Origin of the sequence: Streptomyces kaniharaensis (assembly GCF_009569385.1) — a bacterium.
In the GTDB taxonomy this organism is placed as follows: domain Bacteria; phylum Actinomycetota; class Actinomycetes; order Streptomycetales; family Streptomycetaceae; genus Kitasatospora; species Kitasatospora kaniharaensis.
The window spans coordinates 3428815-3449602 of record NZ_WBOF01000001.1; the positions used below are offsets into that span (position 1 = coordinate 3428815).

Genomic DNA, 20788 nt, shown 5'->3' on the forward strand with positions numbered 1-20788 from the left:
GGCCGCCGGTGGGCGAGGGACCCCATTGAATCGCTCGGGTCTTCGCATACAGTGCCAGGGCGCGCGACCGGCCGAGCGTCGCGCCGTCCCCGCCGGTCCCGGACGAAAGGCGCCCCGTCGTGATGCCACTGTGGTCACGCGCACAGCAGCAGGACTTCCGCAGCCGGGTGCGGGGCTGCCTGCTCGGCGGCGCTATCGGGGACGCGCTCGGCGCCGGCATCGAGTTCGAGTCGCTGGACGGGATCCGCGCGCAGCACGGCCCGCAGGGCGTCACCGGCTACGTCCCCGCCCACGGGCGGCTCGGCGCGATCACCGACGACACCCAGCTGACGCTCTTCACCGTCGACGGCCTGATCCGCGCCCACATCCGCCGGGACGCCGGCAGCTGGCACCCGCCCACCGACCTGCACCTCGCCTACCTGCGCTGGGCCGCCACCCAGCGCGACTGGGGGCCGGACGAGCGCCGCCCCGACCTCGGCTGGCTCGGCCGCGAGGAGTGGCTGTACGCGCGGCGCGCCCCCGGCCAGGGCTGCCTCTCCGGCCTCACCGGGCCGGACGGCGAATGGCTCGGCACCCTGGAGCGGCCCAAGAACCCGCACTCCAAGGGCTGCGGCACGGTGGTGCGGGCGGCGCCGTTCGGGCTGCTCACCACGTGGGAGCCTGGCCTGGTGTTCCAGCTCGCGGTGGAGTGCTCGGTGCTCACCCACGGCCACCCGACCGGCTACCTCGCGGCGGGCGCGCTCGCGGTGATCGTCCAGAGCATCGCCCGCGGCGGCACCCTGGAGGAGGGCGTCCATCTCGCCCTGGCGCTGCTCTCCGAGCGGCAGGGGCACGAGGAGACCACCGCCGCGCTGCGGGCGGCGCTGGACGCGGTGCGGGCCGGCGAGCCGTCCGCGGCCCGGGTGGAGGCGCTGGGGGAGGGCTGGGTCGCCGAGGAGGCGCTGGCGATCGCGGTGTACTGCGCGCTGGTCGCGCACGACGTGCGCTCCGGCCTGCTGCTGGCCGTCAACCACTCCGGGGACAGCGACTCCACCGGCGCGATCTGCGGCGGCCTGCTCGGGGTGCTGCACGGCGACACCGCGCTGCCGCCCGGTCTGGTGGCCGGGCTGGAGGGCCGCGGGGCGATCCTCGAACTCGCCGACGACTTCGTGATGGAGCTGGTGCACGGCACCGAACTGCACGGCCAGGAGACCCCGGAGGGCGTCGGGTGGTCCGCCCGCTACCCCGTGGTGCGCTGAAGGACCGGACCGCCGACGGGAACGGGGCCGGTTCAGAGTTCGCCGAACGCACCCGTACCGGCGGCGGTGGCGAAGGAGTTCCAGGCGTCGGCGGAGAAGTGCAGTCGTGGGCCCTGAGGGTCCTTGGAGTCCCGGACCGCGACAACCCCCGCGGTCGGAGTGGCGATCTCCACACAGGCACCGTTGCCGCCGCTATGGCTGCTCTTCCGCCAGGCCGTCCCGTTCCCGTGGGTGGTGCTCATGTGTGGTATCCCTCTTCAATCTCGGCTATCAGCGTGCGGCTCTCCGCCACGCCGAGCGCCGCCGCCCTGAGGTGGTCGTAGAGACCGGTATAGCGGCGGACATCGGCCTCCTTCTCCAGGTAAAGATCACTTGTCACACCTTCGAAGTAGACAACCGTGGAATCGGCTGACTCGGGGAACTCCAGCAGGGAGAATGTCCCGGTCATACCGGGGTGGGCGCCGGCCGAGAACGGGATCACCTGGATCGTGATGTTCGGGCGCTGGCTCAACTCCAGCATGTGCTTCAGCTGGTGGGCCATCACCTCGCGGCTGCCGACCTCGCGGCGCAGCACCGCCTCGTCTATGACGGTCCAGAGGCTGCCGAGCTGGTTCTCCCCCTGGACGCGGTCCTGCCGCTTCATCCGCACCTGCACCCGGCGCTGGACGGCGAGCGGTTCGGTGTCCGGCTGGGTGCCCTCGACGACGGCCTGGGCGTACTGCTCGGTCTGCAGGAGGCCGGGGACGAACGAGGACTCGTAGGCGCGGATCGAGGAGGCCTCGGCCTCCAGGCCGATGTACACGCTGTACGGGGTCGGCATGTCGTTGAAGTCGTGCCACCAGCCGCGCTGGCGCGACTCCTTGGCCATCTCCATGAGGCTGTTGCGCATCTGCTCGTCGGTCACCTTGTACACGTCGCACAGGTCCCGGACGTCCCGCTGGCTGATGCTGCGGCGGCCGTTCTCCAGCCGGCTGATCTTCGACTGGGAGACCATCAGCCGGCCGGCCACCTCCTCCGCGGTCATCCCGAGGCCCTCGCGGAGCTTGCGCAGCTCCGAGCCGAGGCGTCGGCGGCGCACGGTGGGATTGATGTTCGCGGACACGTCGACCTCCGGCCGGACCTCTGGTGATCGTTGGAACGGCAGTCCTCGGAACACTGTGGAAATAGGGACCAACCCCCCTGACTCGGAGCAGCATGTCACCTCGGCCCAGGTCGGCGCCGGGGAATCGCAGCAGCGCAGTAGAACAGATCATCGGAAAAGCGCTTCCACGAGACGACGGGCGCCCCAGGGTGGTAATGCGGCTCGGCAACTCGGACTCGTACTGCTGTGGTTGAGCTCCCCGGTGGCGCACGCGCTGGTGGCACATGCTGCGGCCGGCCCCTCCGAACGCCCGGAACGGCCCTGGCGGGTCCCCGGGGACGGCAGAGGGGCGGTCGCCGGGCGACTTCCGTCGCGGGGCGACCGCCCCTTCTCGCTCCTGGAACAGCTGGTGGTGCATCGGGTCGCTCAGCGCCGCCGGGCGGCGTGAACGAGGTGGCGTGCGCCGTGGGGACTGTGGCTCCCCAGCGTGTCGCTCGCAAGCCTCTCGCTCGTAGGCCTGCCGCTCCCAGGCCTGTCGCTCGTAGGCCTGTCGTTCGTGGAACTGTCGCCGGGCGCGGCGCCGTCCGGGAGTGGGCCGTCCGTCAGCGGACGCCGACCCGGGAGGCGGCCACCCGGCCGCCGGTACCCCGGCCCGCCGCGCGGGCGCCGGAGCGGCCGGCACCCGTCCCGGAGGCCTGGGGCGAACGGTTCTGCTGTGCCGGCAGGCCGTTCTGCACGTCGATCACGGCGTGCGCGACCATCCCGCCGAGCGGGTCGTACCGGATCAGGTCACGCAGCCTCGACCGCGAGGACCGGCCCTCGTTGCCCGGGTACAGGTGCTTGCCGAGGCCCACCGAGTGCGCCAGCGCGGCGAGCGCGGCCGTCCGCGGGTCCGGCGGCACGCCGGTGCGGATCGCGGCGTCCAGCCGCTGCTTGATCGCGGCGTTGGTGCAGTCGTCGCACGCCTGGTAGCGCGTCGTCGGCAGCACCCCGCACACCTGGCCGGGCACCGCGGTCACCATGCCGCAGCGCTCCAGGTGCGCCAGATAGGTCTGCCGAAGCCCCAGCCGGGGCCCGCCGATCCAGTGCGCCGCACGGACCGGACTGCCGCGGCGGCGCAGCAGCTCCAGTGCGTGGTCCAGAGTCGGGTCGCCGGTCGGCCGTGCGAGCACGACGGCAATCCGGTCTCCCTCCGGTACGATCCGTCCGGCCAGGGACAGCTCGACGAGCTGCGCCCCGGCAAGTCCGAGGTCGAGGGTCTGCGGCTGCGCCGTGGTACCCGTGGTCGGGTCCAAGGCGAGCAGCAAGAGTTCCTCGGGAACAGTTCTGCGGCTCTTGCCCATCCAAGCCTCCCCGCGTGGATGAGAGACAGGGTGACGCCTCTCACACGGGCTTGTCGAGTACGCCTCCGAATCGTGACCTTGCGGTGAAGGCTGGGAACCGGGGGCGTCGGGCCCCGCGTCTGACCGGTGGACAGCGTGCGATACGGCCGTGCGATGGCAATAGGCGCCGGTCGGACGGGGTGTGCGCGGCCGGGCGGCGACCGGTGGCGGAGACTGTACAGGTACATGGGGCGGGGCGTCGGCTTCCTGAAATCGGGTCTGCCGGTGCCCCGCCGGGTTGAGGAGGCTGGGTTACGTGGGCGAGTCCCCCGACAGGGCGCTGCGGGACGGCGAGCGGAAGCAGGACCGCGAAAGCGGGCGGACCGGGGCGACCGCCGGCGCCGGTACGGCCGCTGACGACGCCTCCGCCGACGCGTCCGGCGACACACCGAAGGCGGGCGCCAAGGGCGGTTCGACCGTACAGCTCCGTGTCCGGGATGTGGACAGCAAGACCACGATGCTGCGGCTGCCGGTGGACAACGCGACCACCGCGCTGCGGCTGCCCGACAGTCTGGTGAAGCCGTCCGGTGACGGGAGTTCCGGAGCTGAGGCCGACGAGTCGTCGGCTGAGCCGTCGGCCGAGTCGGCCGGGGCATCGGCTGACGGCGCGAAGCCGACGGCCGGGCCGAAGGCCGGCGCCGACCCGCGTCTCGCCATGCGGACTGCCGCGGGCGCGGCGGTCGACGAGACGGCGGAGGACGCCGAGGACGCCGAGGAGGCCGCTTCCGGGGGCGACACGCCCGAGGGCGACGTGTCCGGTGACGATGCGTCCGAGGGCGACACGCCCGAGCCCGCCGAGCCCGCCGAGACCACTGGCGACGCGCCCGCTGATGACGCGCCCGCTGACGACGCGCCGGCCGCGTCGGGCGTGAAGCTGACCAAGGCCAAGAGCCCGGAGAAGCCCGCGAGCGCGGAGAGCGCCGAGACGCCCGCGAAGGACGACAAGAGCGACAAGGCCGATAGAGCTGACAAGGCCGACAAGGCTGGCGAGGCCGACAAGGCTGACAAGTCCGAGAAGCCGGAGAAGCCGAAGCCGCTCCGCGCTCCTCTCGCGGCCACCCCCACCGCCGGCACCGTCCCCGAGCCGCCGGCGCCGGCGCCGCTGCCCGAGCCCGGTCCCGTCCCGGAGCCGGTGCCCGAGCCGCACCCCGAGCCGAAGCCCGTCCCCGAGCCGGAGCCGCAGCCCGGCCCGGAGCCGCTGCCGAAGCCGACCCCCGCGCCGAAGCCCGGCCCCGCCCCGGCCCCCGAGCCGCTGCCCACCCCGGACCGGCCGCCGGTGCCGCCCGTCCCGCCGCTGCCCGGGCCCGAGCCGCTGCCCGGCCCGGAGCCGCTGCCGTCGCCGGAGACCACCGCCGAGGCGATGGAGGTCCTGGCGAGCCTCAACGCCCGCCCGGTCTCCCCGCTGCGCCGCGCGCTCAAGCGGATCACCATCTGGACGGTCTTCCTCGCCGTGGTGCTCGGCGTGGCGGCCGTGGCGCAGTTGCTGCGCCCGCTGCCGGACGCGAAGGTGAAGTTCTCCGCCGCAACCGGCTTCGGCTTCCCGGGTGACCAGCTCGACCTGGCCTGGCCGGCCAAGGGCCAGTCCGCCGCCGAGGTGGTCGGCGTCGGCAGCCTCGGCAGCTCCGGTCAGGAGACCCCGGCCTCGATCGCCAGTGTCACCAAGGTGATGAACGCGTACCTGGTCCTGCAGAAGTACCCGCTGAAGAAGGGAGAGAGCGGCCCGAAGATCACCGTCGACAAGCAGGCCGCGCAGGAGTCCGAAAACGTCGACGAGTCGAAGGTCACGCTCACCGAGAACCAGGTGCTCACCGAGTACCAGGCGCTGGAGCTGCTGATGCTGCCGTCGGCCAACAACGTGGCCCGGCTGCTCGCCCGCTTCCACTCCGGCTCCGAGGCCGAGTTCGTCAAGGCGATGAACGAGACCGCGGCGAAGTTCGGCATGACCAACACCACCTACGCCGACCCGGCCGGCTACAAATCGGACACCAAGTCCACTGCCAAGGACCAGCTGAAGCTGGCCGAGCAGGTCATGCAGGACGAGATCTTCCGGCAGATCGTCTCCACCCCGGAGACCAACTTCAACAACCAGAAGATCCCCAACACCAACAACCTGATCAACCCGAAGACCGGTGTCATCGGCGTCAAGACCGGCTCCAGCACCCCGGCCGGCGGCTGCCTGATGTGGGCCGCCTACAAGGAGATCGGCGGCGTGCGGCGGATGATCCTCGGCGTCACCCTGGGCCAGCCGCCCGCGGGGCCCAACAAGGGCGAGGACATCCTGTCGGTCGTGCTGAAGGTCAGCGGCAAGCAGATCCAGGCCGCGCAGAACGGCCTCACCGGCCAGACCCTCGCCAAGAAGGGTGACGTCGTCGGCTACGTCGACAACGGGCTCGGCGGCAGGGTCCCGGTCGTCGCGGCCAAGGACCTCGTCGTGGCCGGCTTCCCCGGCATCACGGGCACCGTCAGCCTGGACGCGACGAAGGTCGCTCACACGGCCAAGGCCGGCGCCGAGGTCGGCGTGCTGCGCGCGGGCTCGGGCGACAACAAGACGGAGGTGCCGGTGGCCCTCCAGTCCGACCTCAACCCGCCGTCCATCCTGTCCCGCCTGACCCGGATGCTCTGATTCGTACGGCATGAGATGCCGTACGGCATCTCATGCGGAGGGGGAGCCGGCTCGAACCGGCTCCCCCTTCGTCGTCCGCGGGCTTTGTCGTCCCCGGGCTTCAGCCGCCTGTGCGGCGCCGATATGCCCCTCCGGTCCGGGCTCAGCCCGTCCGGTTCAGCAGTGCGAGCGTGACCCCGCCGAGCGGCGTCACCCGGTCGGGTGCGCCGTACCGCGCCCGGAGCGCCTGCGCCTGCTCCGAGGGGAGGACGGCCAGCGGGTCCGCGGTATCCCCGAGGACCAGCAACCAGATCCGCGGCCCCTGCCCCAGACAGGCGGCCGCCTCCGCGCAGAGCGTCGGCGAGAGCTCCTCCGCCTCGGCCGCGCTCTCCGCCACGAACACCGGATACGGCCGTACGTCCGACGGCAGGTAGTAGCTGATGCCCGGCCCCACCATCGCCCAGCTCTGGTCACCGAGCGGGACGGCCACCCCGTCCCCCGAGCGGTATCCGGCGGCGATCAGGTCGGCGGCGGCCCGGAAGGGCTCCTCGGAGTCCGAGTGCGCGCCCTGGTAGCGCACCGTGGCCTGCGCCGGCAGCGCCGCCACCGCGGGCAGCGCGAGCAGCCCCAGCGCCAGCAGCGCCGCAGCGGCCTTCCGCGGCTCCCTGTCGGGCCGGGCGAGGCCCGCCAGCGCCTCGTACACGGCCGCCACCCCGCCCCCGGCCAGCGCCGCCCAGGCGGGCACCGTGAACAGCAGGTACCGGTCGATGAAGTACGACGTGCCGCCCTGCGACACCACCCACACGCCCACCACCGGCAGCTCCGCCAGCAGCAGCGCCTGCCACGCCTGCACCCGCCGGCCCGGCAGCACCAGCGCCGGCACCGCCAGCAGGGCGAGGGCCTGGAACACGTGCGGCGCGCCTGCCAGGTGCTCGCCGAACCGCACCAGCAGCCGGAACGACGGCGTGTCGATCCAGCCCAGCTGCCGATCCGACTGGCGGCTGCCCAGGATCACCACCGGCACCACCGGCAGGGCCGAGACCGCCACCGCCAGCGGGTACTGCCACACCAGCCGCCGCTCCACCGCTCCGCGCGTACGCCACAGGTGCAGCAGCACTACCGCGGCCTGCCCGGCCACCGTGCTGAACGAGATCAGGTGTCCCACACCCGCCAGCGTCATCGCCGCGCAGTACGGCGCCCACCTCCGCCACGTCGGCCGCTCCAGCGCGCGCAGCAGGAACCACGTGGCCGCCGCGATCGCGCACGTCACCAGCGCGTACACCCGCGCCTCCTGCGCGTACCGCGAGACCTGCGGCACCGCGGTGAACAGCAGCCCGGCGCCGATTGCCGCCACCCGCCCGCCGAACAGCCGCTCGGCCGACAGTGCCACGAACGCCGCCGCCCCGGCCATGGCGAGCACCGACGGCAGCCGCAGCGCGACCACCGAGTCCCCGAACACCGCCGTCCAGCCGTGCATCAGCAGGTAGTACGCGCCGTTGCTGGCGTCTATGTGCTGGAGCAGCCGCAGCAGATCCGTCAGCGACCGGGTGGCCGCCGTCCACGTCGCCACCTCGTCCCGCCACAGCTCGGGCGTCCCCACCCGGTACAGCCCGACCGCGAGCATGACCACTGCCGGCCACAGCCACACGTGCCCCAGCAGTCGGCTGACCGGGTGCGCAGCAGGTCTCATCGGATCCTTCGTTCGGGCGGACGGATTTCGAACAATTTTCAGCAGGCTACTTGACCCATCCTGACGCCCCGTCGGCACCCGCACCATTGGCGGCCGCCCGCACCCCACCCCCGATCCGGTACGCTGTGGACGGCCGTGTCACCAGACGGCCCCCGCCTCAGTAGCTCAGGGGATAGAGCACGGCTCTCCTAAAGCCGGTGTCGCAGGTTCGAATCCTGCCTGGGGCACGCGTACGCAGAGGCCCTCCGCCCGATCGGGCGGAGGGCCTCTCGGCGTTCCGGCGAGGGAGTGCTGGCCGGCCTTGTGTTGGGGCCCGGGGCGCGAGCAGGTGGCCGGCGGGGTGCTGCTGCGAATGGGCCGGCCAGGGAGAGCGCTGTGGTGCGGCCGGCCCGCCGGATCGGGCGGGTGACGGTGGGGGCCGGCCACGGGGCGTGTGAGCTGAGGAGCCGTTAGCCCAGGGTGAACTTGGCACGCGGGCCGGCCGGGAGGCGGGCGGCGAAGTCGGCCAGGAGGGGCTCGGTCTCCCGGGTGGTGCGCAGGACGACCGGGTCGAGGTCGGCGAGGACGATCTCGCGCCGGTCCTCGCCCGCCTCGGCGAGCAGGCGGCCGTCCGGGGACCAGACCGCGCTGCCGCCGCAGGTGTGCCAACCGCCGGTGGTGCCGATGTGGTTGGCGAGCACCGTGTAGAGGGTGTTGTCGAGCGCGCGGGCGGGGAACCAGGTGCGGGACTCGTGGTGGCCGTGGCCCACGCTGAACAGTGCGCCGACCAGGTAGGCGTGGCAGCCGTCCAGTGCGGCGGCGCGGGCGTGCTCGGGGAAGCCGGAGTCGTAGCAGACGCCGAGACCGAGCCGCCAGCCGTCGAGCTCCAGGGTGCAGCCGTTCGTCCCGGGGCGGTAGTAGTCGCGCTCCGCCTTGAACAGGTGCTGCTTGTCGTAACGGGTGACGGAGGAGCCGTCCGGGCCGAACACAAGGGCGGAGACGCGCAGATCGGGGCCGTCCTGCACGGCGGCGCCGACCACGGCGGCGGTGCCCGTGTCGCGGCAGGCCTCGGCGATCGGCGCGAGACGCGGATCGCCGGGCTGGACGGCGTACTTGAGCGGATCACTGCTGATCAGCTCGGGCTCGTAGCCGGAGAGGAACTTCTCGGCGAAGAGCACCAGCCGGGCACCGGAGGCGGCGGCCTCCCGGATCAGTTCCGCGGCGGTGGTCGCGTTGGCGGATATGTCGCCGGCCGCGGCCTGGGCCTGGACGGTGGCGATCCGCAACGGGTGCTCGGGGTAACGGGCGTGGGTCGCGAGGGTGGGTTCCTGGATACGGGACATGCCCGTCAAGCTATCGAACGGCCTCGTCGGGGTGGTCGGCGCTCTCGTCCCGGGGGTCGCCACCGCGGGACGGGCGGAACGACGGCACGACGACGCGCTGAACCCGGGGTCTGGTGCGCCAGTTGACCCGCCGGACGTCCCGGGCCAGGGCGCCCGGGCACCAGAGCTCGATCACGGCGGTGACGGTGCCCAGCACGACGCCGGCGGCCAGCCAGCCGGCGAGCACGTCGCTCGGCCAGTGCACGCCGAGCGCGACCCTGGTCCAGCCGATGGTCAGGACGGTCCCCACGGCCACCGCGCCGGCGGCGATCCGGCCGCGGCGTCCGGCTCGCGGCCAGACCAGGCCGACCAGCACGGCGCAGGTGATCGCGGAGGCCATGGCGTGCCCGGAGGGGAAGGCCGGGCCGGCGGCGTGCGAGACCGGATCCCCGAACGTCGGCCGCTGGCGGCCGACGGCGAACTTCAGCGCCCACTGCCCGCCCCATCCGAGCAGCGTCTGGGCGGCGACCCACGCGGCGAGCGTCCTGGCACCGATCAGCCAGAGCCAGGCGGCCGCGATGCCCAACAGGACACGCATGGTGACCGTGCCGCCGATGTCGGAGAGGGTCTGTACCGAGGCGGTCCAGATCCGGTGCTCCCTGGCGTAGGTGTGCAGTTCGCCGATCCAGTCCCGGTCGAACCGGTCGAGTGGCTGCCAGTGCCGAGCCACCAGGGTGGCCAGCAGGCCGAACAGCGCGGCACAACTCACCGCGAGCGCCGCGTCCCTGAGGAGACGGCGGTGACGCACAGTGATGGATGACGCGCTGTTGGTCAGGTGCATGACTGACACCTTCCCAGCGTGCCGCGCCGATCGGGCGCCGGAGTGATAGCGATTCGGCATCTTTTGTGGGGAGGACTCGCGTGCACCGGGGCGCGGACGTGGGCTGGGATCGGGGCGCATGGGAACGTGCGCGGCGGTTCGCGGGTTCAACCAGTGAGGCGCTCGCGTGTGAGGGATGCGTGTGGGGTTCGTGCGCAAGCCAGTTTGGTGCGCTCGGTTCCGCGCGCCTGACCCGGGCCGCTCGGAAACGGTCGCACGGTGTGCACCCCCAGGTGCCCGACCGGTCACCCTGTGTCCAGAACGCGGGTGAAAACCGGCAGGATACTGCATCGCTGGGAAGAATCTGAGCGACTTGGGAATGTTGTCCGGAATCTGTTCGTTGGATCGTTACGTGTGAGCCCGTGGGCCCGCATTTCTTGCCCTCTCGGGGCAGGCAGGCAGACCTCGGCAAGACCAGCAAAGTCGGCAACACCAGCAAAGGGAGCAAGTATGGCCACCCGTGCCGTCGTTCGCGACAGGGCCGACCGGACTCGCGCGGCCCGCCCGACCAACCTTGAGGCCGACCGTGACCTGGTCGGCATGTACCTCGACGAGATCGCCAGGACTCCCCTGCTCGATGCCGCCGAGGAGGTCGAGCTCTCGCTGCGGATCGAGGCCGGCGTGTACGCCCAGCACCTGCTGGACGAGGGCGAGTTCCCCGAGGGCGTCGAGCGCGAGGAACTGGAGGCGATAGCCGAGGACGCCGAGCGCGCCAAGGACGTCTTCATCCGCTCCAACCTCCGGCTCGTGGTCGCGGTCGCCCGCCGGTACCCGCGCAGCGGCCTCCCGCTGCTGGACCTCATCCAGGAGGGCAACGCGGGCTTGGTGCGCGCCGTCGAGAAGTTCGACTACGCCAAGGGTTTCAAGTTCTCCACCTATGCCACCTGGTGGATCCGGCAGGCGATCACCCGCTCGATCGCGGACCAGTCCCGCACCATCCGGCTGCCCGTCCACCTGGTCGAGGAGCTCGGGCGGATCCGGCGGGTGCAGCGGGAGAAGTCCAAGGAGCTGGGCCGCGAGGCCGAGCCGGCCGAGATCGCGGCCGAGCTCGACACCACCGAGGCCCGGATCAAGGACGTGCTGGACTGGGCGCGCGACCCGGTCAGCCTGAACATGTCGGTCGACGACGAGGGCGAGACCCAGTTCGGTGACCTGGTCGAGGACACCGGGGCGACGTCCCCCGAGGACGCCGTGATGGTCATGCTCCGCCGCGAGGAGCTGGACGACCTGATCGGTCGGCTGGACGACCGCACGGCCTCGATCATCCGCTCCCGCTACGGTATGGAGGACGGCCGCGAGCGCACCCTCACCGAGGTGGGCAAGCAGCACGGTCTGACCCGCGAGCGGATCCGGCAGATCGAGAAGCACGCACTCGCCGAGCTGAAGAAGATCGCCGACCACGCCGGCTTCGAAGCGGCCTGACCAGCCGCCCCCACCGGTCGGGCATCGGTCGGTCGGGCGTCGGTCCTGACCCTGATGTGGATCGCTCCGCACCAGGGCCTGTGGCATGCCGCCGAGCTCTTAGGCTTGGGGGCAGGTCGAACGTAGGGCGAGCAGCAGGGTGAGCAGGGTGAGCGAGCAGGAGCAGGGACAGCAGCAGGACCCGTCGGCGACGGCCAAGGCCAAGGCGCGCCTGGTCTTCGGTGACCCGCTGGACCAGCGGTCCAAGGACGACACCGATGCGGGCTGGGGCGACCGCCCCGGGTCGGGGGACGGCGGTGGGCGGGGGCTGGACTGGTACCTGAGCCAGCGCCCGCCGCACCACGGGGACTGAGCGGGGACACGAAGCCGTAGCCGGGTCACGGGTGATCGTCCGGCGCTGCAGACTGACAACCCACCCGGCCCGCGGCCCCGCCCGGCGGTGGAAGCCCGGCCCGCGCCGGACCGACCGCGAGCGCCGCGGCCACCGTGAGCAGCACCAGCGCCGGCACCCCGGCCCGCCGCCGTACGGCGTGCCGCCAGCGGTGCCACCCGCCGGCCCCGCGCCGGATCGGCGGGAAGCGCGGCACCTCCCGCCGGGGTGGCACAGCGGGCGCAGGCAGGGGGACGGAGCAGCTCAGCGTCGTCATCGGGACACCTCCGGGGTCGGCCGGTTTCTGGTGAACCTCACGATGCGCGCCCGCTTCGAACGGCGAAAGACGTTATCCGCAGCCTGTGGACAACCCTGGGGTGTGGACAACTTCGTACACCCGCCCGCATGAAGCCGGCCGTCCGTCATTGACAGCACGGGCATACGGGGGCACGCGAAAGGCCCGCCGCCGCGCCGAAACGCGGGCCAACGGGCCTTTCGAAATCTGCTGAGGTCAGCCGGCGGCCGGAGCCGGGCTCGCCGAGGAGGTCGAGCTGCTCGACCCGCCCAAGGACGACGACGAGGACGACGCCGTCGAGGAGGCGGAGGACGAGCCGGAGCCCACCGAGCTGCTGGAGGACGAGCGGCTGTCGGTCCGGTAGAAGCCGGAGCCCTTGAACACCACGCCCACGGCCGAGAAGACCTTGCGGAGCCGTCCCTGGCAGTCGGGGCACGTGGTCAGCGCCTCGTCGGTGAACTTCTGCACCGCCTCCAGGCCGTTACCGCACTCGGTGCACTGGTACTGGTACGTGGGCACTTGTCTTCCTCCTGGCACTCGCGCCTGATGAGTGCTAACGATGGTCAATGATGCGGCATTCCGCCGGATGAGTCCAGCGACTCCGGTGTGAGATGAGCCCCGTCCGGGCGCCGGTCACGACCGGTTCAGCCCTTGGCGGCGCCTACCAGCTGCGGCATCTCATCGAGCTCGGCCGAGCCCGCGACCACCGCGCTCGCCCCGCCGGCCGCGACCAGCAGGTGCCGCAGCGAGACCAGCGCGACCAGGCCCAGCCCGGCGCCGCCGAGCGGCACCAGGAACCCGACGGACGGCCCGTGGCCGTCGATCAGCCGCCCGGCCACCATGGCGCCGGTCGCCAGCCCGAGGCCGATGGCGCCGGTCAGCCAGGTGAACGCCTCCGTCTTGGCGCCGTCCGCGACCAGCGTCTCGACCAGCGTGTAGCCGCTGATCAGGGTCGGCGCGATGGCCAGACCGCAGACCAGCCCGGCGACCGTCAGCGCGACCAGGTTGGGCATCGCCCACAGCGTCGAGCACCCCAGCACCAGCAGCGCGTAGCTGGCGATCATCCGCTGCTGGACGGACCGCCGCCAGGCGATCACGCCGTACAGCACGCCGGCCAGCATCGAGCCGCCGGCGAAGATCCCGTACACGGTGCCGGCCGCACCGTGCTGCCCGACCGAGTCGGCGAAGGCGGTCATCGAGACCTGCAGGCCGCCGAACACGGCACCGACCCCGAGGAAGGCCCCGACCAGCAGCCGGACGCCGGGCGAGGCGAGCGCGGAGTCGCGCCGGGCGCCGGGCTGGTGGGGCTGGCGGGCGGGGGCGGTGCGCCGCTGGGTGGCGAAGGCCAGACCGCCGACGACGGTCAGCGCGGCCTCGGTCACCAGCCCGGTCGCCGGGCTGATCGTGGTCGCGATGGTGGCGGCCAGGATCGGGCCGACCACGAAGGTGAACTCGTCCGTCACGGACTCGAACGCGAACGCGGTGCCGATCTTCGCCGCGGACCCGGCGGACCCGGAGGCCCCTGCAGACCCTTCGGACCCGGCCGACTCGGCCGTGAACAGGGAGATCCAGCGGGCCCGGACCATAGCGCCGATCTGCGGAATGCTCGCGCCGGCCGGGGCGGCGGCCGCGTACAGGCTCCACGCCGGCGCGTGGCCGAGCGCCAGTGCGATCAGCGTGCCGACCGACACGGCGTGCACGACGACGGTCGGGACCAGCACGGCGGCCTGCCCGAAGCGGTCGGCGAGCCGACCGGTCTGCGGCCCGATCAGGGCCTGGGCGACGGCCGAGACGGCGGCGACCGTGCTGGCCGTGCCCCACGAGCCGCCACTGCCCGTGATGAGCATCAGGATGCCCATGCTGATCATCGCGTAGGGCAGCCGCGCGACGAACGCGGGTGCCAGGAACGTCCAGGCACCCGGCGTGCGCAGCAGTGCGCCGTACCCGACGCGGGCGGGGCCGGCGTCGGGGACGGTGCGGGTGTCCGTGGCGTCATCGACCGTTCGGCGGGCCGTCACGGTCGGTCCTTCCTGCTGCCTGGTAGCGCGGAAGGGGCATAGGGGTGGCCCCGACGGCGCCGAGAGTCGTCCTCTCGCGCGTCGACCGGGGTAGATACCGGGCCGGTCCGGCATGGTTGCCGAGGACCGGGCCGCAGCCGCCGAGCGGTCGCGCCAACTCTGCATCAGGCAGATGCTGGGGTTGTCAAAACGGTGGTCAGGCCACCATACAGTTACGCGCGTAGATTACGCCAGGGTTCAGGCCGAACCAGGCAGCCCGCCCCACGCGGGCGACGCTCCGTACAAGCTGCGCTCACCGCCCGTACAGCCACCCCGCGAGCTTGCCGCCCTTGTCCACGGCCCGCAGCCGCCGCTCCGCCGCCTCGCCGACCTCGTCCGTGGTGACGACGAGCAGCTCGTCCCCGCCGCGCAGCACCGTCGCCTTGTCCGGCACGAAGGAGTTCCCCTCCCGCACCACCAGGGTGACCGCCGCCCCCTTGGGCAGCCGCAGCTCGCTGACCTCGACCCCGGACATCCTGGACGTCGGGGAGAGCGCGACCGACAGCAGGTGGCCGTGCAGCTTCTCCAGCGGGGCCGACTCGATGTCGAGGTCCTGGCCCATCGCGCCCTCGCCGATCCGCAGCTGTCTGGCCACCCACGGCAGGGTCGGGCCCTGGAGCAGGGTGAAGACGACGACCAGGATGAAGACGATGTTGAACACGTCCTGGGCCATCGGCGCGCCCGACACCATCGGGATGGTGGCCAGCACGATGGGCACCGCCCCGCGTAGCCCGGCCCAGCTCAGCAGCGCCTGCTCCCTCCCGGGCACCCGGAACGGCGTCAGGCTGAACACCACCGACAGCGGCCGGGCCAGGAACACCAGCACAGCGCCGATGACCAGCGCGGGCACCACGGAGGAGCCCATCGTCTCGGGCGTGCAGAGCAGGCCCAGCAGGACGAACATGCCGATCTGCCCGATCCAGGCCAGGCCGTCGGCGAAGCCGCGGACGGCCGGGCCGTGCGGCAGCTTGGCGTTGCCCAGGATCACCGCGCAGGTGTAGACGGCGAGGAAGCCGGAGCCGTGCAGCAGCGCGCCGCCCGCGTAGGCGAGTACGGCGAGCGCCATCACGGCGATCGGGTACAGGCCGGAGGACGGCAGGGCGACGTGCTTGATGCCGAACGCGCCGATCTTGCCGATCGCGAAGCCGACCGCGGCGCCGATCACCAGCTCGGCGACGATCGTGCCGACCAGGACGTACCAGGAGTCCAGCTCGCCGGCGGTGGCGAAGGCGACGACCAGGATGACGACGGGCGCGTCGTTGAAGCCGGACTCGGCCTCCAGCAGACCGGTGAGCCGGTGCGGCAGCGGGACCGTCCGCAGGACGGAGAAGACGGCCGCGGCGTCGGTGGAGGAGACGATCGCGCCGAGCAGCATCGACGTCCGCCAGTCCAGCCCGACCAGCCAGTGCGCGCCGGCCGCGGTGACGAACACGCTGATCCCGACGCCGGCGGTGGCGAGCACGGTGGCCGCCGGCATGACCGGTCTGACCTCGCGCCAGCTCGTCTTGAGACCGCCCTCGGCGAGGATCACCACGAGGGCCGCGTAGCCGAGCACCTGGGTCAGTTCGGCGTTGTTGAAGGTGATGCCGATGCCGTTCTGGCCGAGCGCGACGCCGATGCCGAGGTAGATCAGCAGGCTGGGCAGCCCCGACCTGGTGGAGATCCGCACGGCGACCACCGCGACCAGCAGGATCACGGAGAACTCGAGGAGCAGCTGGTTCAGGTGGTCGACGTTCACGCAGGGGCACCTCGGGCGGGCGTGGGGGCGGGCGGGGTGTCTGGCTGTGCTGCGGGGGCGTGCTGTTTCGGGGGGCGACCCGTCAAGAAGCCGTCAATGCTCCCCTTGTGGATCGTTACTCAGTCTAACATTTTGCCATATCTTTAGTTTGGTTCCCTCTCCGGCCCCCACCAGGCCTTCCCGATCGGGGCGTTGACCACCTCCGATGCCGCGCTGGGCGTCCCCCGTGCACGGCGCCGCGCCGACTCGGCCTAATGTGGTGACCTGTCATGGCCGAAGGCCCTGGACACGCCCGCCCGCCCCGAAGTCGAGGACCGCAAGGACCCAGATGCCCCGCTCGAAGAAGTTCCGGCGCGCCCGTCTGATCGTGATCGTGCTGGTCGTGCTGCTGGTGGCCGGCGTCGGCTACGGCGGCTACCGCGGGGTCGCCGCGGTCCGCGCGTCCTTCCCGGAGGTGGACGGCAGCGTCAAGGTGTCGGGCCTGAGCGCGCCGGTCGACGTCAAGCGGGATGTCAACGGCATCCCCCAGCTCTACGCCGACACCGCCGAGGACCTCTTCCGCGCCCAGGGCTACGTCCAGGCGCAGGACCGTTTCTGGGAGATGGACGTCCGCCGGCACATCACCGCCGGCCGCCTCTCCGAGATGTTCGGTGACAGCCAGGTCGACACCGACGCCTTCATCCGCACCATGGGCTGGCGGCGGGTGGCCGAGCAGGAGATCAAGACCAAGCTGTCGCCGGAGACCAACAAGTACCTCCAGGCGTACGCGGACGGTGTCAACGCCTGGCTGGCCGAGCACCCGGGCGGCGAGAGCGCCTCGCTGGAGTACGCGCTGCTCGGCGCGGTCAACAGCGGCTACAAGCCCGAGCAGTGGTCCCCGGTCGACTCGGTGTCCTGGCTCAAGGCGATGGCCTGGAACCTCTCCGGGAACCTCCAGGAGGAGGTCGACCGCTCGCTGCTGGCCCAGGACTTCAGTGCGGAGAAGATCGCCGAGCTGTACCCGGAGTACCCGTACAGCCGCAACGGCACGATCGTGAAGACCGGCACGGTCGTCGGCGACACCTACCGCCCGGCGGACGGCTCCGCCCAGCCGGGCCCGGGCGCCCCCACCGGCACCCCCACCGCCCAGGGCGCGGCCACCACCAAGGCGCTGCTCAAGGGCCTCACCGACCGGGTCGACGCGATGCCGCAGCTGCTCGGCCGCCCGGGCCAGGGCATCGGCTCCAACTCCTGGGTGGTGGCCGGCACCCACACCACCACCGGCAAGCCGCTGCTGGCCAACGACCCGCACCTCGGCCCCGGCCTGCCCTCGGTCTGGTACCAGATGGGCCTGCACTGCCGCACCGCCTCGCCGGCCTGCCAGTTCGACGCCTCCGGCTTCACCTTCGCCGGCATGCCCGGCGTGGTGATCGGCCACAACAAGGACATCGCCTGGGGCTTCACCAACCTCGGCGCCGACGTCACCGACCTGTACCTGGAGAAGGTCACCGGCCCGGACACCTACCAGGTCGACGGCAAGGACGTGAAGTTCGACCTCCGCAAGGAGGTCATCAAGGTCGCCGGCGGCGAGGACCGCACCATCACCGTCCGCACCACCCAGACCGGCGCCCCGCTCATCTCCGACCAGAGCACCGAGCAGCAGAACGTCGGCAAGTACGCCCCGAACGGCAGCGCCGCCCCCGACCGCGGCACCGGCGGCTACGGCGTGGCCCTGCAGTGGACCGCGCTCAACCCCGGCAAGACCATGGACGCCGTGTTCGGGCTGGACCGGGCGAAGAACTGGGACGAATTCCGCCTCGCCGCCAAGGACTTCGCCGTCCCCGCGCAGAACCTGATCTACGCCGACGCCAAGAACATCGGCTACCAGGCCCCGGGCGACATCCCGATCCGCGGCAAGGGCGACGGCACCCTCCCGGCCCCGGGCTGGGACTCCGCGTACCAGTGGAAGGGCTCGATCCCCTTCAACTCCCTGCCGTGGAGCCTCAACCCGCCCGCCGGCTACATCGTCACCGCCAACCAGGCCGTGGTGGACCAGAGCTACAAGCCGGCGCTCACCAAGGACTGGGAGTACGGCACCCGGGCCAAGGAGATCACCGACCAGCTCGACGGCCTGCTCAAGAACAACGGCAAGATCTCGCCGGACGACATGCAGTCCCTGCAGCTGGACAACACCAGCACCATGGCCAAGACGCTCGTCCCGCTGCTGCTCAAGCAGCAGATCGACGACCCCTACGTGCGCGAGGCCCAGGACCTGCTGAAGGACTGGAACTACCACCAGGACGCCGACTCGGCCGCCGCCGCCTACTACAACGGCGTCTGGCGCCAGCTGCTCAGCCTCGCCTTCGGCCAGAAGTTCCCGGCCGACCTGCGGGCCAAGGGCAACTGCCTGCTGGTCCACCAGCAGGACGACCCGACCAAGCCGGACAGCGCCAGCAAGATCGCCACCGTGTGCGGCACCCGCGACCCGGGCAAGGCGCAGCCGGACGGCGGCGACCGCTGGACCGAGGTGGTGCGCCAGCAGCTGGACAAGCCCGACAGCTCGTGGTGGACGTACATCGACTCGGAGCACAAGGAGCAGAAGGGCCTGGACAACCTGCTCAAGGAGGCGATGAAGAACGCCCGCCAGGACCTGACCTCGCTGCTCAGCAAGGACGTCTCCACCTGGAGCTGGGGCCGCCTGCACAAGCTGACGCTGCGCGAGCAGACCCTCGGCACCGACGAGTCGTCGATCGCCTCCGGCGTGGTCCACAAGCTGCTCAACCGCGGCCCGTACCGCCTCTCCGGCAGTTCGGCGGCGGTCGACGCGGCGGGCTGGAACGCGGCGGCCGGCTACCAGGTCGACTGGATCCCGTCGATGCGGATGGTGGTCGACCTGAGCGACTTCGACGGCTCGCGGTGGATCAACGTGGGCGGCGCCTCCGGCCACGCCTTCCACGCGAACTACAACGACCAGACCGACCTCTGGCTCAAGGGCAGGCTGCTGACCTGGGCGTACTCGCCGGACGCGGTCGAGAAGGCGACCAAGCACAAGCTCGTCCTCAGCAACAACGGCTGACGCAGGCCACAACGGCCGACGCGCCGAACAGCACCGGCTCCGCTCGCTCCGAGCGGGGCCGGTGCTGTCTTCGATCCCAGCTCGTGCCGTCTTCCTCCCCGCGCGTGCTGCCCTATCCGAGCCGGTGCAGCCCCGACGGCGTGACCGCCACGTCCACCGGCCGGTCGTGCGACTCGGCCGGCACCTCCGCCAGCAACTCGTGCTCGTACAGCAGCACCGCCAGCACCGGCCGCGCCCCGGCCCGCTCCAGCCGGGCCAGCACCCGGTCGTAACTGCCGCCGCCCCGGCCCAGCCGCAGCCCGTGCCGGTCCACCGCCAGCCCCGGCAGCAGCACCACCGCGGCCTCCGTCACCGCCTCCGGCCCCAGCCGCGGCCCGACCGGCTCCAGCAGGCCGCGCCCCGCCGGGGCCAGCGCGTCGATCCCCTCGTACACCGCCCAGTCCAGGTCGTTGTCGGCGAGCAGGACCGGCAGCAGCACCCGCACCCCGCGCGCCCGCAGCGCGTCGAGCAGCGGGCCCGTCCCCGGCTCGGCACCGACCGAGACGTACGCGGCGACGGTGGTGCCCGGTGCCGCCAGCTCCACGGCATGCAGGGCGAACGCACGCGCCGTCTCCGCGCGCTCCTCCACGGTGAGCGCGCGACGGTCGGCCAGCAGCCGTGTCCTCAGCGCGCTCTTCTCGTTGTGCATGGGATCTCCTCCACGGCTCTCGCCTTCGACGGGCAGAGCCTGACACGCGAAAGGTCGCCCCGATTGCCCACCCCGCTGCTGGTCCAGGCCCTGGCCGCGCTGAGCGCCCCCGCGCTGACCGGCGCCACCGCGCTCGGGCTGCGGCTGCGCCGCAGGGGCGAGCAGGCCGCCGCCCGGGAGGCCCGGCTGCACGAGCGGGTCGCCGAGCTGGAGGCCCGCTGCGCCGAGCTGGAGCGCACCGCCTCCTGCGACCCGCTCACCGGCGTGTGGAACTACCGCCACCTCCAGCTCACCCTGGACCGCGAGATCGAACGCGCCCGCCGCGCCGAGCGGGCCGGCCGGCAGGACGGGCCGCGGCCGCTCGCCGTGCTGCTGCTGGAGATCGCCGGCTTCGACGCGGTCATCGCCGAGCACGGCCGGGCCCGAGCCGGCGCGATACTGCGCGACCTCGCCCAGCGGCTCGCGATGGAGATCCGCCGCGCCGACACCCTCGGCCGGTACAGCGGCCAGGAGTTCCTGGTCGTCCTGCCGGACACCGGCGCCGAGGGCGCCGCCCAGGTCGCCGAGCGGCTGGTCTGGTCCGTCCGCCGGCACCTGCTGCTCGACTGGTCCTCCGGCCCGCGCGAGCCCCGCCCGGCCGGCGGCAACGGCCTGACCGCCGCCGTCGGCGTCGCCGTGCTCCCCGGGGACGGCACCCACGCCGCCGTCCTGCTCCGGGCCGCCGACAAGGCGCTCGCCGACGCCCGCGCGGCAGGCGGCGACTGCTGGCGCGGAACGTCTCCACCGCACCTTTCCCAGCCCCTCACTTCCCGCGCGGACAACGGCCCGGCAGCCGAACGTGACCGTTCCGGAAAGCCGGGTAGTCTGTCGCCCTGTGCCGGCGGGGACCCCCTCGCCCAGCCGGTCATCTCCCAGACGCCTGCCACCGTGGCCGGCCCCGGCGACGGGCTCTCCTAGCCGTCCGGCCGAGCCCGGGCGGGCAAAACGTG

The 20788-nt window shown here is 72.4% G+C and carries 16 protein-coding genes and 1 tRNA gene; 7 read left to right on the forward strand and 10 right to left on the reverse strand.

Going from position 1 to position 20788, the window contains the following annotated elements; all coding sequences use genetic code 11:
• Positions 1 to 122 precede the first annotated feature (122 nt).
• Positions 123 to 1238: an ADP-ribosylglycohydrolase family protein gene (locus F7Q99_RS15740; protein ID WP_153462087.1), complete on the forward strand. Its 1116-nt coding sequence runs from the start codon at positions 123 to 125 to the stop codon at positions 1236 to 1238.
• A 32-nt stretch (positions 1239 to 1270) separates the two neighbouring features.
• Here F7Q99_RS15740 and F7Q99_RS15745 read toward each other — a convergent pair whose 3' ends face one another.
• The 3 genes from F7Q99_RS15745 to F7Q99_RS15755 all read right to left on the reverse strand — a co-directional run bounded on the left by F7Q99_RS15745 (position 1271) and on the right by F7Q99_RS15755 (position 3662).
• Positions 1271 to 1480 (reverse strand): DUF397 domain-containing protein, encoded by a 210-nt coding sequence (locus tag F7Q99_RS15745; RefSeq protein WP_153462089.1) that lies wholly within the window; start codon positions 1478 to 1480, stop codon positions 1271 to 1273.
• Complete coding sequence (locus F7Q99_RS15750; RefSeq protein ID WP_326846708.1) at positions 1477 to 2340, reverse strand: helix-turn-helix domain-containing protein; 864 nt, start codon at positions 2338 to 2340, stop codon at positions 1477 to 1479. Before F7Q99_RS15750 ends, F7Q99_RS15745 begins: the two co-directional genes overlap by 4 nt.
• A 581-nt stretch (positions 2341 to 2921) precedes the next feature.
• Positions 2922 to 3662, reverse strand: coding sequence for a GOLPH3/VPS74 family protein (locus F7Q99_RS15755; protein ID WP_153462091.1), 741 nt, complete (start codon positions 3660 to 3662; stop codon positions 2922 to 2924).
• A 295-nt stretch (positions 3663 to 3957) separates the two neighbouring features.
• Here F7Q99_RS15755 and F7Q99_RS43160 point away from each other — a divergent pair, with 295 nt between their 5' ends.
• Positions 3958 to 6324, forward strand: coding sequence for a serine hydrolase (locus F7Q99_RS43160; protein ID WP_153462093.1), 2367 nt, complete (start codon positions 3958 to 3960; stop codon positions 6322 to 6324).
• Positions 6325 to 6466: 142 nt separating this feature from the next.
• Here the strand turns inward: F7Q99_RS43160 and F7Q99_RS15765 are convergent, their stop codons facing one another.
• Positions 6467 to 7993: a glycosyltransferase family 39 protein gene (locus F7Q99_RS15765; RefSeq protein WP_195911080.1), complete on the reverse strand. Its 1527-nt coding sequence runs from the start codon at positions 7991 to 7993 to the stop codon at positions 6467 to 6469.
• Positions 7994 to 8147: 154 nt separating this feature from the next.
• On the opposite strand from F7Q99_RS15765, the gene F7Q99_RS15770 reads away from it, so the two are divergent.
• A tRNA-Arg gene (locus F7Q99_RS15770) sits at positions 8148 to 8220 on the forward strand.
• A gap of 222 nt (positions 8221 to 8442) precedes the next feature.
• Here the strand turns inward: F7Q99_RS15770 and F7Q99_RS15775 are convergent.
• Complete coding sequence (locus F7Q99_RS15775; protein WP_153462097.1) at positions 8443 to 9315, reverse strand: carbon-nitrogen hydrolase family protein; 873 nt, start codon at positions 9313 to 9315, stop codon at positions 8443 to 8445.
• Between the two features lie 10 nt (positions 9316 to 9325).
• Positions 9326 to 10135: a phosphatase PAP2 family protein gene (locus F7Q99_RS15780; protein WP_195911081.1), complete on the reverse strand. Its 810-nt coding sequence runs from the start codon at positions 10133 to 10135 to the stop codon at positions 9326 to 9328.
• A gap of 489 nt (positions 10136 to 10624) precedes the next feature.
• On the opposite strand from F7Q99_RS15780, the gene F7Q99_RS15785 reads away from it, so the two are divergent.
• The gene (locus tag F7Q99_RS15785; protein ID WP_153462100.1) at positions 10625 to 11596 is read left to right on the forward strand and encodes a sigma-70 family RNA polymerase sigma factor; all 972 of its coding nucleotides are present in this window, start codon (positions 10625 to 10627) and stop codon (positions 11594 to 11596) included.
• A 148-nt stretch (positions 11597 to 11744) separates the two neighbouring features.
• Positions 11745 to 11948, forward strand: a complete 204-nt coding sequence (locus F7Q99_RS15790) for a hypothetical protein (protein ID WP_153462102.1) — start codon at positions 11745 to 11747, stop codon at positions 11946 to 11948.
• Between the two features lie 529 nt (positions 11949 to 12477).
• Here F7Q99_RS15790 and F7Q99_RS15795 read toward each other — a convergent pair.
• The 3 genes from F7Q99_RS15795 to F7Q99_RS15805 form a co-directional block, all read right to left on the reverse strand.
• Positions 12478 to 12780, reverse strand: a complete 303-nt coding sequence (locus tag F7Q99_RS15795; RefSeq protein WP_326846709.1) for an FmdB family zinc ribbon protein — start codon at positions 12778 to 12780, stop codon at positions 12478 to 12480.
• Positions 12781 to 12905: 125 nt separating this feature from the next.
• Entirely contained in the window at positions 12906 to 14279 is a 1374-nt protein-coding gene (locus tag F7Q99_RS15800) for an MFS transporter (RefSeq protein ID WP_326846710.1), read from the reverse strand.
• Positions 14280 to 14571: 292 nt separating this feature from the next.
• On the reverse strand, positions 14572 to 16056 hold the full coding sequence (locus F7Q99_RS15805) for a potassium/proton antiporter (RefSeq protein ID WP_326846711.1): 1485 nt from the start codon (positions 16054 to 16056) through the stop codon (positions 14572 to 14574).
• Positions 16057 to 16384: 328 nt separating this feature from the next.
• Between F7Q99_RS15805 and F7Q99_RS15810 the strand changes: the two genes are divergently transcribed.
• Positions 16385 to 19111 carry a penicillin acylase family protein gene (locus tag F7Q99_RS15810; RefSeq protein WP_153462106.1) on the forward strand — a complete coding sequence of 909 codons (2727 nt, stop codon included), beginning with the start codon at positions 16385 to 16387 and terminating at the stop codon, positions 19109 to 19111.
• A 112-nt stretch (positions 19112 to 19223) separates the two neighbouring features.
• On the opposite strand, the gene F7Q99_RS15815 is transcribed toward F7Q99_RS15810, so the two are convergent.
• Complete coding sequence (locus F7Q99_RS15815) at positions 19224 to 19799, reverse strand: 5-formyltetrahydrofolate cyclo-ligase (RefSeq protein ID WP_153462108.1); 576 nt, start codon at positions 19797 to 19799, stop codon at positions 19224 to 19226.
• 63 nt (positions 19800 to 19862) lie between these two features.
• Between F7Q99_RS15815 and F7Q99_RS15820 the strand changes: the two genes are divergently transcribed.
• Positions 19863 to 20756 carry a GGDEF domain-containing protein gene (locus F7Q99_RS15820; RefSeq protein WP_195911082.1) on the forward strand — a complete coding sequence of 298 codons (894 nt, stop codon included), beginning with the start codon at positions 19863 to 19865 and terminating at the stop codon, positions 20754 to 20756.
• Positions 20757 to 20788 lie beyond the last annotated feature (32 nt).